Genomic DNA, 13,968 nt, shown 5'->3' on the forward strand with positions numbered 1-13,968 from the left:
CACGCCGTCTGCCCCAGTTTTCGATGCCCTCGACCCTAGACTGAAATCATTGTGAAAAGTTATTGGACGCTCCTGCGCACGCCCGGCGTATCCCGCCTGATCGGCGCGCAGCTGACGGCCCGTTTCCCGTTCGGGATGCTCTCGCTCGCCTTTCTCATTCACATCGAGCAGATCTTTGATTCCTACGGCGCGGCCGGGCTGGTGCTCGGTGCCATGAGCATCGGGCAGGCCATTGCCGGTCCGCTCACCAGCCGCTTGATGGGACGGCTCGGCATGCGGCCGGTGATCATCGCGACCATGTTCACCTGCGCCGTGTCGATCATCGTCATGGCTCTGGTTCCGTTGTCGGTCTTAAGCCTCATGCTCATTGGTTTCGTCGCTGGTCTGTCCACACCGCCGATCCAGCCGGCCGTGCGCACCATCTACCCCAAGATCGTCAACTCGCGCCAGCTCACCCCGTTGTTCTCGCTCGACGCGTCGGCGCAGGAGATCATCTGGGTGCTCGGCCCGGTGATCGCAACCTTTGTGGCGCTGCAAGTATCGTCTACCGCGGGCATCCTGCTCGCCGCGATCTTTTTGGTCGGCGGCGGAATCTGGTTCGTCTCACTGCCCGAGGTCGGCCGGGTGCGCATTCCGCGCAGCCGCCGCAAGCTCGGCGTCGTGCTCAAGAAGCCCGAGGTGCTGCTCAGCACCATCGTCGGGTTCACGCTCGTTGCCGCCTGCGCCGCGGTCGAGGCCGGGGTGGTCGCGGTGTTCGGCCACGGCAGCGCCGACGCCGGCTGGGTGCTCGGCATCTTCGCGATCGGCTCGCTCATCGGCGGGCTCGCGCTCGGCCACGCCCCGATCGGCCCGTGGGCCCTGGCCGCCCGCATGCTCATCGTCACGATCGGACTAGCCCTGGCCAGCCTGTGGCTCACCTTCTGGTGGCTGTCGCTGGCACTGCTTTTGGCCGGGGTCGGCATCGCCCCGGCTTTCGCGGTGTTGTTCGGCATCGTCTCGGCAAGCGTGAAATTCAGCGATACCGCCGAAGCCTACGGTTGGGTCGGCACCGGCCAGCTGATCGGTGCCGCGATGGGCTCCGCCATCGCCGGCTTCTCGATCGACCATTCCGGGCCGGTTTCGGCCATCTACGTCGCCGCAGGCTTCGCCGCCCTCGGCTGCATCATTCCAGCGCTCGGCCGCCGCTGGCACCCCGACCTGCGCGGGCGTGATATCTCCCCCATCCCCGACACTGAGCCGATCCAAATCCAGGTCTCGTAGCCCAGGTCCAGGTCTCGTAGCCCAGGTCCAGGTCTCGTAGCATGGAGGGATGATCTCCCTCGCGCTCAATGACGGCCGCACCATTCCCCAGCTCGGCCTCGGCGTCTACAAGATAGCGGATGCTCTCGCCGCCGACACCGTCGAGGTCGCGCTCGACGCCGGGTACCGTCACATCGATACCGCCGCACTCTACGAGAACGAGGTCGGCGTCGGGCAGGGACTGGCCCGCTCGAGCGTGCCCCGCGAAGACGTGTTCGTGACGACCAAGGTCTGGAACGATCGCCACGGCTACGACGAAACGTTGAAGGCCTTCGATGAGAGTCTGACCAAGCTGGGCCTCGACTACGTCGATCTGTACCTCATTCACTGGCCGGCGCCGCAGCAGAACCGCTACGTGGAGACTTATCGCGCCCTCGAGAAGCTTCGTTCGGATGGCCGCGCCCGCTCGATCGGCGTCTCCAATTTTCACCCGCACCACCTCGACCGGCTGCTGAATGAGACCGACATCGTGCCCGTGCTCAACCAGGTGGAGTTGCACCCGTGGTTGCCGCAGGCCGGAGTGCGCGCGTATGACGCGGCCCACGGCATCCTGACCGAAGCGTGGTCGCCGCTGGCTCGCGGCCGCGCGATCGGCAACGAGACCCTCGACGCGATCGGCGCCAAGCACGGTAAGTCCGCCGCGCAGATCGTGATCGCCTGGCACCTTTTCCTCGGCAACGTGGTCATTCCCAAGTCGGTGACTCCGGCGCGCATCCGAGCCAATATCGACGTGTTCGACATCGTGCTCGACGCTGCCGACCTCGCGGCGATTGCCGGGCTCGACAGCAATGAACGCACCGGCAAGGACCCCGACGACCTCGACTGAGGCTACCCAACTGCCGGACCACCGAGCCCGCCGCTACCAGCGCGGGTGGATCTGCTCCCGCAGGAGCCGGTCGTAGATGTCCTGCACGCCCTCGTTGAAGGCACGGGAGAGCGGTTCGGCCACCCCTGCTGTGGCGTTGCCCTGCGCCTGCGCGACCGAGCGGGCTCCGGGGATGACCGCGCTCACGCCATCGATCTGGGCGACCCAGGCCAGTGCGGCCTGCGAGGGGGTGAGGCCGGCCGGAGCCAGGGCGGCGAATTCGGTGGCGGCCTGCAGTCCCACTTCGAAGTCGACGCCGGAGAAGGTCTCCCCGACGTCGAAGTGGCTGCCGTCCCGGTTGAAGTTGCGGTGGTCGCTCTCGGCGAACACGGTCTCGCGAGAATACTTGCCGGTGAGCAGCCCGCTGGCCAGCGGTACCCGGGCGATGATGCCGACCCCGGCCGCCCGCGCGGCGGGCAGCACCGCATCGAGCGGCTTGAGCCGAAATGCGTTCAGAATGATCTGCACGGTGGCGACGCCCGGATGGCTGATCGCGGCGAGGGCCTGGTCGCAGGTCTCCACGCTTACTCCGTAATTGCTGATGACGCCATCATCGATGAGGGTGTCGAGCGCGTCGTAGACCTCGCCGGAGTCGAACACCGTGCTCGGCGGGCAGTGCAGCTGCACGAGGTCGAGGGTGTCCATGCCCAGGTTGGCGCGTGAGCGGTCGGTCCACTCACGAAAATTGGCGAGCACGAAGTTTTCGGGCAGCTGCTCGGCCCGGCGCCCCATCTTGGTCGCGACGGTGATTTCAGCGCCCGGAGCGTCGTGTGTGAGAAAATGCCCGATCAGGCGTTCACTGCGACCGTCACCGTAGACATCCGCTGTGTCAAAAAAAGTGATGCCGGCATCAACGGATGCCGCCAGCACGCCGGTCGCGTCCACATCCGACACCGCGCCCCAATCGGCGCCCAGCTGCCAGGTGCCGAGGCCGATCACGGAAACAGTGCGGCCGGTTCGTCCGAGGGTGCGCTTGTGCATGTTCCCAGCTTAGGCACGGGGTGCCCTGGGGCGCCGGAACATTTTTTGCACCCCGGATGACGGCTCAGGCCGGGCGGCCGCCGACAATCGCGATGGCACGCGCCGCGAGGCGAGCACCGGCATGCGCTGCTGCCTCGCTCGTGGCGTCGTCCAGCCATGCAGCCACAAAGCCCGCGCTGAAGGCGTCGCCGACTCCCGTAGTATCGGCCCGTTCCAACCGAACGACCGGAACCAGCACCGTCTGGCCCCTGGCCGCGACAATGGTGCCTTCGGCGCCGAGGGTCAGCGCGACCAGCGGGAAGCTTTGGGCCAGCCGCGCGGCCACGGCGAGAGGTTCGACGAGTCCGATGAGCACCCGCCCCTCAGCCAGGTTCGGCACGAGAACGGATGTAGCACCGTCGAGCAGGGTGTCGGGCACGTCATTCGGCGTCAGAACCCGGTTGGCTCCGCGTTCGGTCAGCACGGTGCGGGAGTCATTCTCATCGACGATGACGATGATTGTGTCCGTGGGTCGGGTGGCGTCGGGGGTCAGGTGCGCGCGCACACCGAAATGAGCGAGGAAGCCCGCGTGGTACTCACAGTCGATGGCACCGACCCGGCCGATGAAGTCGACGGCAACCCCGGCGCTGCCGAGCCAGGCCGAGAAGTTGGCAGCCGCGCCGCCCGGCAGCTGCCGGATCGAGGCCGCCGTGTTGACATCGACGAACGGTCCCCGGTGCGGGCGCACGACGATGTCGTCGATGACGTCACCGAACACTACGACACGTGAGCGTGCACCCTCGCTCACGAGCGTGTCAGTCTGCGAGCAGGAACCTCGTAAAAACGCTCAGCGTCGACGTGCCATGGTTACAGCATCATTCTCCCTTGAAATCGGTGCCGGCGCGACGGGCCGTCTACCCCCGGAAAGCCACACCCTGAGCCTAGCGACTCCCGACCCGCTCGGCGATCAGCGGTCCGCCATCCAGCACGGGCTCCCCCGGGTCGCCGATGCGCCAGGCGCCCGACGGGCGCGGCATCCCCCCGAGCAATTCCCCGGCGGGTCCGCAGCGAGTGCCGGCATCCGCTATGGCCACCGCAACGCCCGTGCATGCACGCCGCTACGGACGCCACCCCCGCGACCGCAGCGCCCCATCCACGGCGGATCGTACCCAGTCTTGCGAGGACCCTTTCCGCACCGTGATCACCAGCCAGCCGGCGCCACGCAAATCGTGCAGGCGTTCGGCGTCGCGGTTGTACTGAGCCGCGTCGGTGCGGTGCTGCTCTCCGTCATATTCCACCAGTATCTTGTAACGCAAGTAGACCAGATCCCCGCGAACCCCTCGCTTGCCTGCCGGCAGCGGAATGTTCACATTTGTTTCCGGTTCGGGAAACCCGCACATCATCAGGAACAGACGCAGAAACGTTTCCCGCCTGGACTCCACCCGTGGGCGAATCAAGGCTCCCGCCGCGCGCAGTCGACGGGCGCCACGATTCCCCGAATACTGCACGATCCGCGCGGTGATCTCCGGCGCGGTCGCGAGGCCGAGTTCCGGCCTGAGCAGGTGGTCACCGACCGCGACCAGGTCGTTCAGCGTCAAAACGTCTGCCAGCTGGCACCACGCCGAAATCGGCTCCAGCACCGGCAACCCCGCAACACTGTTCACCTCCGGCCGAACGGCCACGCAGTGACCGACGACGCCAACTGCTCGCAGCGAACGATTCTGTGCCACCACGGTCACGTGAATGCGTGGGTCGGTTTCCAGATTTCCCGGCAGCGGCATTCCATAGAGCAAAGCTGCCGTGGCATGGCTGAAGAAAGCGCCCGCGGGCATCCGGGGCAGAAATGCCCGGCAGCGGTCTTTCACGTCATGGATGCTGCCCGCCGCCAGGCAGATACCCCAAAACGGATGCTCAATATCGCGCGAGCGCATCCGCTTAGCCGATATCCCCGCGGCCTCAGCCTGGCTAACGGTGAAGGCCCGATCTGCAAAGCCGGGCGGAAGCAGGATTCGATTATGCATGCCCAGAGGGTTCCACACTGGCTCGCAGCCCGCAAAAGATATCCACAGGCACAGGCACGGGCACGGGCACAGGCACTCGGCACGATCCACGCGGCGGCTCGCTTCTAGACCTGCACCTATGCGCGTGGTCAGCCGCGAGACGACACGATCAGCCCCTTGAGCCTTCGCCACCCACGTGACACGACACGATCGGCCCCATGCACTGGGCGCACGGCACGCGAGACGACAGCATCCGCCCCATGAGCCTCTCCCTCCCGCGCGAGACGACAGGATCGGCCCCATAAACCCGATGCAGCCCACGCGAGACGACAGCATCGGCCCCTTGACGGCCTCCCAAGGGGCCGAAAGTGGCAACTCGCGAAAACGATGGGGCCGAAGATGGCTTCTCGCGTCAGTACGTCAGTACGTCAGTACGTCAGTACGTCAGTACGTCAGTACGTCAGTACGTCAGTACGTAATGAGCAACTGACGCCAACCGGCCCTGGAGCCCAACGCGGGCACAGGCCCGACGCGGGGCGGTACGCTTCGCAGCTTACGCCCGAAGAGCCCGCCGTCTGGCGCGCACAGAGTGCGAAGCGCCTAGCGACTCCCGACCCGCTCGGCGATCAGCGGTCCGCCATCCAGCACGGGCTCCCCTGGGTCGCCGATTCGCCAGGCACCCGCGACGGCTTCCAGCGCTCGCGCGAACCGCGCCGGCTCGTCGGCGCTCAGCGTGAACAGCGGCTGACCCGCAACGACGGTGTCGCCGGGCTTGGCGTGCAGATCGATTCCGGCGGCATGCTGCACCGGATCCTGTTTGCGCGCCCGGCCAGCGCCGAGCCGCCACGCGCCGATCCCGAAGGGGAGCGCCTGCTGTTCGACCAGCACACCGCTACGCTCGGCGAGCACCACGTGGGTTTCACGCGCGACCGGCAACGCGGCATCCGGGTCGCCGCCCTGCGCCGAAATCACGGCCCGCCACTTGTCCATGGCCCGGCCGTCCTTCAGCGCGGCACCCACGTCGACGCCGGTGATTCCAGCGAGCGAGAGCATTTCCTCGGCCAAGGCAACGGTGAGCTCCACCACATCGGCCGGGCCGCCGCCGGCGAGCACCTCGACCGATTCGCGCACCTCGTTGGCATTGCCGATGGCGAAACCGAGCGGCACGTTCATGTTGGTAAGCATTGCGGATGTCGCCACCCCGGCATCCTCGCCGAGCTCAACCATCGTGCGCGCCAGTTCCCGCGACCGCTCGATGTCTTTCAAAAAGGCGCCGGAGCCGAACTTCACGTCGAGCACGAGCGCGCTGGTTCCCTCGGCGATCTTCTTCGACATGATCGACGACGCGATCAGCGGGATCGCCTCGACCGTGCCGGTGATGTCGCGCAGGGCGTAGAGCTTGCCGTCGGCCGGAGCCAGGCCGCTGCCGGCCGCGCAGACCACGCCGCCGATCTCCTGCAGCTGCTTGAGCATCTCGGCGTTGGTCAGATTCGCGCGCCAGCCCGGAATCGACTCGAGCTTGTCGAGGGTTCCGCCGGTGTGGCCAAGGCCGCGGCCGGAAAGCTGCGGCACGGCCGCGCCGAACACGGCAACGAGGGGCATGAGCGGCAGTGTGATCTTGTCGCCGACGCCACCGGTGGAGTGCTTGTCGGTGGTCGGTTTGCCGAGCCCCTCAAAGCTCATGCGCTCGCCGCTGGCCAGCATCGCCATGGTCAGAGCGCGAATCTCGCTGCGGGTCATGCCGTTCAGAAAGATCGCCATGGTCATGGCGGCCATCTGCTCGTCGCCGACATACCCGCGAGTGTAGGCATCAATCAGCCAGTCGATTTGCGGCTCGCTGAGCTCGCCGCGGTCACGCTTGGTGTGGATCAGGTCGACGGCGTCAAACGCTTCGATGGTGGTCACGTTCGATACTCCCTAGCTTGTGGCGTGGTACTCGGCGAGCTGGCGCGGCCCGAACGCATCCGGCAGCACCTCGTCGATGGTTTTGACGCCGGACACGGTTTCGAGCAGCATGCCGGGTGCGGAGTGTTCGTACAGCAGCTGCCGGCACCGACCGCACGGCATGAGGATGCCGCCATTCCCGTCGACACAGGTGAACGCGACGAGGCGGCCACCGCCGCTTCGGTGCAGCGCCGAGACGAGGCCGCACTCCGCGCAGAGGGTGAGACCGTAGGAGGCGTTCTCCACGTTGCATCCGCTGATCACCCGCCCGTCATCGACGAGAGCCGCGACGCCAACCGGAAACTGCGAGTACGGCACGTAGGCGCATGCCATCGCTGCGAGAGCCTGGGAGCGCAGCAGCGCCCAGTCGATGGTCACCGCACTCACTTGATGTACGGCTTTCCGTCGGCGGCGGGCGCCCTCGAGCGCCCCACGAACCCGGCAACGGCGAAGATCGTCACGACGTAAGGCAGCATGAGCATGAATTCGCTCGGCACCGGCGAACCGATGATTCCCAGCACGTTCTGTAGGTTGGTCGCGAAACCGAACAGCAGCGCGGCGAGGGTGGCCTTGATCGGATGCCACTGGCCGAAGATCACCGCGGCCAGGGCGATGAAGCCCATGCCGTTGGTCATCTCCTTGTTGAACGCACCGACAGCGCCAAGGGTGAAGTACGCTCCGCCGAAGCCCGAGATGACGCCGCCGAGGGTGACGGCGACGAAACGGGTGCGGTTGACGTTGATGCCGACAGTGTCCGCGGCCTGCGGATGCTCCCCCACGGCCCTAACGCGCAGTCCCCACTTGGTGCGAAACAGGCCGAAATACACCATGACAACGGCAACGTACATGACGTAGACGATGATGGTCTGGCGAAACAGTACCGGGCCAATGATGGGGATTTCGCTGAGCAGCGGAATATTGAGTCGGGGAAAGACATCCGGTGAGTTGAGGTTGGCGCTCGGTGCGAGAACCTGCGAGTAGAGAAAACTGGTGAGGCCGATCACGAGCACGTTGAGCACGACACCGACGATGACCTGGTCGACGAGGTACTTGAGCGCGAACGCGGCGAGCACCATAGACACGAGCGCTCCGGCCACCATCGCGGCGAGCAGGCCGAGGTAGGGGTTGCCCGTGGCGGAGGCGACGACCGCTGAGCTGAACGCCCCGGCCAGCAGCTGCGCTTCGATGGCCACGTTCACGACGCCAGCGCGCTCGGAGAGTACTCCGCCGAGGGCACCGAAGATGAGCGGGGCACTCAGGGTGACCGTTCCGATCAGCAGCCCGGGCACCGGAATGGTCGAACCCGATGCCGCCCAGGCCAGAAACCCGACCAGGAACAGAAGGGCGAACAGAATTGTCAGCACGATCGGAATCTTGCGGTGGCCGTAGACCAGCCAGACCGACACCGCGGCCAGAAACACGAGCACGATCGCGACGAACACCCCGGTCGCAAAGGTTGGCAGGGCCACCTCGGGCAGCTGGATCACGTCACGGGCCTGGGACAGGCGGAAGGTGCTCAGCTCACCGCGTTGGCCACGACCGAGCAGAACAAACAGGAACAACGACAGCACGGCGAAGCCGCCGAAGGTGATCGGAATCTTCCAGCTGCGAATCTGGGCCGTCGCCTTCACGATTGGTGCCGACGCCGGCGTCGGGGCGGGGCTCTGTGTGATCGTGCTCATTTCGCCACCACCTCGTTGGTCGTGCGCCCCGTGTCGGCGCGAATTTTGGGTTTTTTGGTGGCGCCCGGTGTCGGCAGGTGGAACATGGCGCGCACCAGCGGCGGCGCCGCGATAAACAGCACGATGAGTGCCTGCACGACGACGACGATATCAATGGGCACACCCTCGGCGGCCTGCATGGCAAACCCGCCGGCCTTAAAAGCACCGAAGAGGATGCCCGCGGCGAAGATGCCCCAGGGCTTGGAACGACCGAGGAGCGCCACCGTGATCGCGTCGAAGCCGATGCCCGCGTCGATGCCGGCTCCAAACCCGGTGGTTACCGTGCCGAGCACCTGGTTGATGCCGGCCAGGCCAACGAGTGCGCCAGAAATTGCCATGGCATACATGTAGACGTTCTTCACGTTGATGCCGGCTACCCTGGCCGCGTTCGGGTTCTGCCCGACGGCTCGAAACTGAAAACCGAGGTTGGAGCGACTCAGCAGCCACCACACAAAAATCGTGGCCGCGATGACGGTAAGAAAACCGGCGTGCAGGTTGTACCGGGGGCCGAACAGGTCGGGGAACACCGCGGTGGGCAACATCGCCGGTGTCTTTGGGTTGTTACTGCCCGGAGCTTGCAGGGCGCCCGGCGTGCGGAGCAGAAACTGAATGAGATAGAGCGCCACGAAGTTGAGCATGATCGTGACGATCACCTCGTGCGCACCGGTGCGGGCCTTGAGCAGGCCCACGATTCCGCCCCACATCGCGCCGCCGAGCAGCCCGGCCAGAATGGCGACGATCAGGTGAATACCGGCTGGAAGCTCGATCGCGAAGGCGACATACCCCGCAGCCCCGGCAGCAATGAGCATCTGACCGCGGCCACCGATGTTGAACATTCCCACTCGGAAGGCGAGCCCAACACCCAGACCGGCCGCAATCAGCGGCGTCGCGAAGGTGAGCGTCTCGGTGAGTGGGCGAATAGCGGTGAGAAAATTATTGGCCCGAAAGTTGTAGATGGACCCCTGGAAGAGGGCGGAGTACGCCCCGGCGACGGCGTCCGAGACGGCCTGCACCATGTCCAGCGGCCGGGAGAAGAAATATCCGGACGTTTCCTGCACACGTTCATTAGTGAAGGCAATCAGAACGGCGCCGACCACGAGCGCCAGGGCGACGGCGAGAACGGAGATCATGGCGCTTCCGCCGGTGATGTCGCGCAGGGTTTGGGTCCACCGCTCAGACCCGTCCTTCTTGCCCGGTCCGTAAGCCGGAGCCGGTGCTGCTGCGTCGCTCACAGTGCGGCCTCCGTTGCGGGCGCGGGTTCGCCGGCCATCATGAGACCCAGCGTGGCACGGGGGGTGTTGCCAGGTACGATTCCAACGATTTCTCCTCGATACATCACCGCGATGCGGTCTGCGAGAGCGACGACCTCGTCGAGCTCGGTGGATACCACGATCACCGGAATACCGGAATCTCGCGTTTCGATAATGCGGGTGTGCACGAACTCGATCGAACCCACGTCGAGCCCACGAGTCGGTTGCGCTGCCACGAACAGGCGCAGTTCCCGGCTCAGCTCGCGTGCCAGCACCACCTTCTGCTGGTTCCCACCGGAGAGCCGGCCGGCATGCATATCGCTGCCCTGCGAGCGAATATCGAACTCGCGAATCTTCTCGGCGGCGAACTTGGCCCTAAACCCCAACTGCAGGTTGCCGGCCTTGACGAACGGCGCCCCGGAGCTGCGGTCGAGCATGAGGTTCTCGGCGATGCTGAAATCGGCGATGAGCCCGTCTTCGGTGCGATCCTCGGGTACGAACCCGACGCCGGAATCGAGAATGTGCCGCACGCTGAAGCCGCGCAAAGGCTTACCGTCAAGGTCGATCGACCCGGTCACGTGATGCTGCAGCCCGAGCAGCGCCTCGGTCAGCTCGGTTTGGCCGTTGCCCTGAACCCCGGCGATGGCCAACACTTCACCGGCCGCAACGTCGAAGCTCACATTGTTGACGACGATCTGGTTGCGGGCGTCGATAACGGAGAGGTTTTTCACGGACAGGGCGGTTCCACGCAGCTCTGGAGCGTTCTTGTGCACTGTCAGTTCAACCGCACGGCCCACCATGAGGGAGGCCAACTCAGCATTCGTCGCGGTCGGCGACGCTTCCCCCACCACGGTTCCCAAGCGGATGACGGTGATGCGGTCGGCGACGGCGCGCACCTCCCGCAGTTTGTGCGTGATGAACACGATCGAGGTGCCAGATTCGGCGAGCTGGCGCATGATGATCATGAGCTCGTCGGTCTCCTGCGGAGTGAGAACGGCGGTGGGTTCGTCGAAGACCAGCACCCTGGCGTCTTGCGAGAGCGCCTTGATGATCTCCACGCGTTGCTGCACGCCGACCGGCAGGTCTTCAATGAGCGCATCAGGGTCGATGTCGAAGCCGAACCGGTCAGAAATCTCGCGCACTTTGGCTCGGGCGGCGGTGAGATCGAGTCGGCCACCAAAGGTGGTTTGCTCGTGGCCGAGAACGACATTCTCGGCGACGGTGAACACCGGAACGAGCATGAAGTGCTGATGCACCATGCCGATACCCGCCTTCATGGCATCGCCGGGGCCCGCGAATTTTTGCACAACATCGTCGAGCAGAATTTCGCCCTCTTCGGCGATGTACAGGCCGTACAGCACGTTCATCAGGGTGGACTTGCCAGCGCCGTTCTCACCCAGTAGTGCGTGAATTTCGCCCGACTCGACGGTGAGGGAGATGTTGTTGTTGGCGACCAGCGCACCGAAGCGCTTCGTGATGCCGCGTAGTTCGAGCTTCATTCATCCTGAATTCTTGGGTCGAGCGTGGCGGGCACGAGGGTAATGAAATGGGGAGGCCGACGATCCGGCCTCCCCCTTTCAAATAGCCTATTACTGCTTGGGCGAAGCAGGCGATTCGACCGTGATCGAACCGTCGATGATGCCGGCCTTGATGGCGTCGACGTCGTCGGTCATGGTTGCGGGAACCTTGGATTCGAAGTCGTGGAACGGTGCGATCCCCACGCCTTTATTGTCGAGCGTTCCGACGTAGGCCGCCGCGTCGAACGTGCCCGATCCGGAGGAGGTCACGACGTCGGACACTGCCAGCTTGATGTCCTTCAGGATGCTGGTGAGGAACAGGCTGGAACCGGCCGGGTTGGTCTCGAACAGGTCGGCGTCAACACCGATCATGGCGATGTCCTTGCTTGAGCTCTTGATTGCCTCGATCGCGCTCAGGAAGATCGGTCCACCAACGGGCAGGAGCACGTCGGCGTTCTGGTCGATCAGGCCCTGGGCCTTGGCGAGGGACTCGACGCCCGCGGCGAAACCACCGGTGAAGGAACCGGTCTGCGAGGCGACATCCCAGCCGATGGTCTGCACGGCGGTGCCGTTCTTCTCGTTGTAGTACGCGACGCCATCAGCGAAGCCATCCATGAAGATGGTGACCGGGGGGATCTGCAATCCGCCGTAGGTTCCGACGACTGCGGTTTTGCTGTAACCGGCAGCCGCATAACCGGCCATGAAGCCAGCCGGAGCGGTGTCGAACAAGATGGGCTTGATGTTCGGCGCGTCTACCGTGCCGTCAAAGTCGAGGTCGGCATCATTGTCGATGATGGCGTAGTTGACCTCGGGGTTGGCGAGCGCCGACTCAACCGTTGCTGCAGCCAGGTTGAAGCCGACGGTCACGATGAGGTTGCAGCCCTGATCGACCAGGTTCTGCACGTTCGACTGGTAGTCGGTCTCCGTCGCGGACTCAACCGTCTTCGGTGTGACGCCGAGTGCCTCTGCGGCCTCGTTGAGGCCCTCAAAGCCGAGCTGGTTGAAGGACTGGTCATCGAATCCACCCTCGTCGGAGACCATGCAGGGCAGAAAATCGCTAGCGGCGGCGCCGTTGCTGTTGTCGGTCGTGGCGGGCGCCTGGGCACAGGCCGCGAGCATCGCCACAGTGCCGAACATTGCAAGACCGGTGAGTACGGTCTTACGGGTCGAAATTGTCAAGAGGACCTCCAGGATGCTGCCCAGCGAGATCGCACGGGCGTGTTGCGATCCACGTTACCGAATCTGAGGCTGCGCAGATGAGCAATCTGGGTGCGCGAGCGAGTCGTTACCAAGCCGCGACATTCCAGAAAGAATTCTCCCCCTACTGGGGTGAACTGGGACCTTCTACGGCAATAATCCCGGCTATAATCGCGGCTCGAATCTGGTCGAGTTCATCCACGAGTTCGGTCGAGACGAGGGCGGCCTGGTCGTGGAAATCGGCGATTTCGACGCCGCCGTTCTTCAACGTTCCCACGAAGGCCGAGTTGTCGAAGCTGCCGTCGAGGTCAGCTCCGATGGTCTCGACGACCGCGGCGGACGTGTTCTTCAGCACGCTGGTGAGCACGACCGACTGAAACTGCTCCGGCAGGGTCACGTAGCCGTCGTTGTCGACCCAGATGATCGAGACGCCCGGGGTTTCGATCGCTGCAGCGGCAGCGCCCTGCCCGACCTGACCGGCCACCGGCAAAATGATGTCGGCTCCCTGGTCGATGAACGACTGAGCCAGGGCCTTGCCCTTGTTGACGTCTTCGAAGTCGCCCGTGAAGCTTCCGTCCTGGGTGTCTTTGTTCCAGCCGAGCACCTCGACCGTCGTTTCGTGCTTGTCGTTGTACATGGCGACTCCGTCGACAAAACCGTCCATGAACAGTGTGACGGGCGGCTGGTTGCCGCCGCCGAAGGTGGCGACTGTGCCGGTCTTGCTCACACCGGCGGCCAGGTAGCCGGCCAGAAACGACGCCTGGGCGGTGTCGAAGACGATCGGTTTCACGTTGGGCGCATCGACGACCTCGTCGACGATCGCGAAATGCACATCGGGGTTGGCGGTCGCCTCGGCGAGGGTCGCGTCGGCCAGTTCGAAGCCGACGGTGAGCACGAACTGGCATCCGGTGGCAACAGCCTGGGCCACGTTGGGTGCCAGGTCGGTCTCCGAGGTCGACACGATCGCGTCGGTGTCAATGCTGTACTTCGTCGCCGCTTCCTGCAGCCCTTCCCAGCTGGATTGGTTGAAGGAACGGTCTTCGAGGCCGCCGGAGTTCGTGACCATGCGGGCGCAGTAGTCGGGCGCCGTCGCATCCGTTGTCGCGGTGGGGGTCGGCGCCTGCGCGCACCCGGCCAGCAGCAGAGCGGATGCCGCGAGGGCAGAAACAGTGATCAAGCGACGCATGGACACTCCCTTAAGCATGAACTGGAATT

12 protein-coding genes are annotated in these 13,968 nt (G+C 64.9%); 2 read left to right on the forward strand and 10 right to left on the reverse strand.

Features of this window, described 5'->3' with window-relative positions:
- Window positions 1–51: 51 nt before the first annotated feature.
- Both QMK31_RS07545 and QMK31_RS07550 read left to right on the forward strand, forming a co-directional pair.
- Entirely contained in the window at window positions 52–1,260 is a 1,209-nt protein-coding gene (locus QMK31_RS07545) for an MFS transporter (protein WP_283500338.1), read from the forward strand.
- A gap of 49 nt (window positions 1,261–1,309) precedes the next feature.
- Window positions 1,310–2,125, forward strand: a complete 816-nt coding sequence (locus tag QMK31_RS07550) for an aldo/keto reductase (protein WP_283500339.1) — start codon at window positions 1,310–1,312, stop codon at window positions 2,123–2,125.
- Between the two features lie 33 nt (window positions 2,126–2,158).
- Here the strand turns inward: QMK31_RS07550 and QMK31_RS07555 are convergent, their stop codons facing one another.
- From QMK31_RS07555 to QMK31_RS07600, 10 genes are all read right to left on the reverse strand, one after another.
- Entirely contained in the window at window positions 2,159–3,145 is a 987-nt protein-coding gene (locus QMK31_RS07555; protein ID WP_283500340.1) for an aldo/keto reductase, read from the reverse strand.
- Between the two features lie 64 nt (window positions 3,146–3,209).
- Window positions 3,210–3,932 carry a carbohydrate kinase family protein gene (locus tag QMK31_RS07560; RefSeq protein WP_283500341.1) on the reverse strand — a complete coding sequence of 241 codons (723 nt, stop codon included), beginning with the start codon at window positions 3,930–3,932 and terminating at the stop codon, window positions 3,210–3,212.
- A gap of 310 nt (window positions 3,933–4,242) precedes the next feature.
- Window positions 4,243–5,055 carry a putative endonuclease domain-containing protein gene (locus QMK31_RS07565; RefSeq protein ID WP_283500342.1) on the reverse strand — a complete coding sequence of 271 codons (813 nt, stop codon included), beginning with the start codon at window positions 5,053–5,055 and terminating at the stop codon, window positions 4,243–4,245.
- 669 nt (window positions 5,056–5,724) lie between these two features.
- Window positions 5,725–7,029 (reverse strand): thymidine phosphorylase, encoded by a 1,305-nt coding sequence (locus QMK31_RS07570; RefSeq protein ID WP_283500343.1) that lies wholly within the window; start codon window positions 7,027–7,029, stop codon window positions 5,725–5,727.
- A gap of 12 nt (window positions 7,030–7,041) precedes the next feature.
- The gene (locus QMK31_RS07575; protein ID WP_283500344.1) at window positions 7,042–7,446 is read right to left on the reverse strand and encodes a cytidine deaminase; all 405 of its coding nucleotides are present in this window, start codon (window positions 7,444–7,446) and stop codon (window positions 7,042–7,044) included.
- Window positions 7,447–7,451: 5 nt separating this feature from the next.
- Window positions 7,452–8,750 (reverse strand): ABC transporter permease, encoded by a 1,299-nt coding sequence (locus QMK31_RS07580; protein ID WP_283500345.1) that lies wholly within the window; start codon window positions 8,748–8,750, stop codon window positions 7,452–7,454.
- Window positions 8,747–10,021, reverse strand: coding sequence for an ABC transporter permease (locus QMK31_RS07585; RefSeq protein WP_283500346.1), 1,275 nt, complete (start codon window positions 10,019–10,021; stop codon window positions 8,747–8,749). The genes QMK31_RS07580 and QMK31_RS07585 overlap by 4 nt, the downstream gene beginning before the upstream one ends.
- Complete coding sequence (locus QMK31_RS07590; protein ID WP_283500347.1) at window positions 10,018–11,538, reverse strand: ABC transporter ATP-binding protein; 1,521 nt, start codon at window positions 11,536–11,538, stop codon at window positions 10,018–10,020. The genes QMK31_RS07585 and QMK31_RS07590 overlap by 4 nt, the downstream gene beginning before the upstream one ends.
- A 90-nt stretch (window positions 11,539–11,628) precedes the next feature.
- Entirely contained in the window at window positions 11,629–12,735 is a 1,107-nt protein-coding gene (locus QMK31_RS07595; RefSeq protein WP_283500348.1) for a BMP family lipoprotein, read from the reverse strand.
- A 142-nt stretch (window positions 12,736–12,877) separates the two neighbouring features.
- The gene (locus QMK31_RS07600; protein WP_283500349.1) at window positions 12,878–13,957 is read right to left on the reverse strand and encodes a BMP family lipoprotein; all 1,080 of its coding nucleotides are present in this window, start codon (window positions 13,955–13,957) and stop codon (window positions 12,878–12,880) included.
- Between the last annotated feature and the right edge of the window lie 11 nt (window positions 13,958–13,968).

The organism is Cryobacterium sp. PH31-O1, from assembly GCF_030063455.1.
GTDB lineage: Bacteria > Actinomycetota > Actinomycetes > Actinomycetales > Microbacteriaceae > Cryobacterium.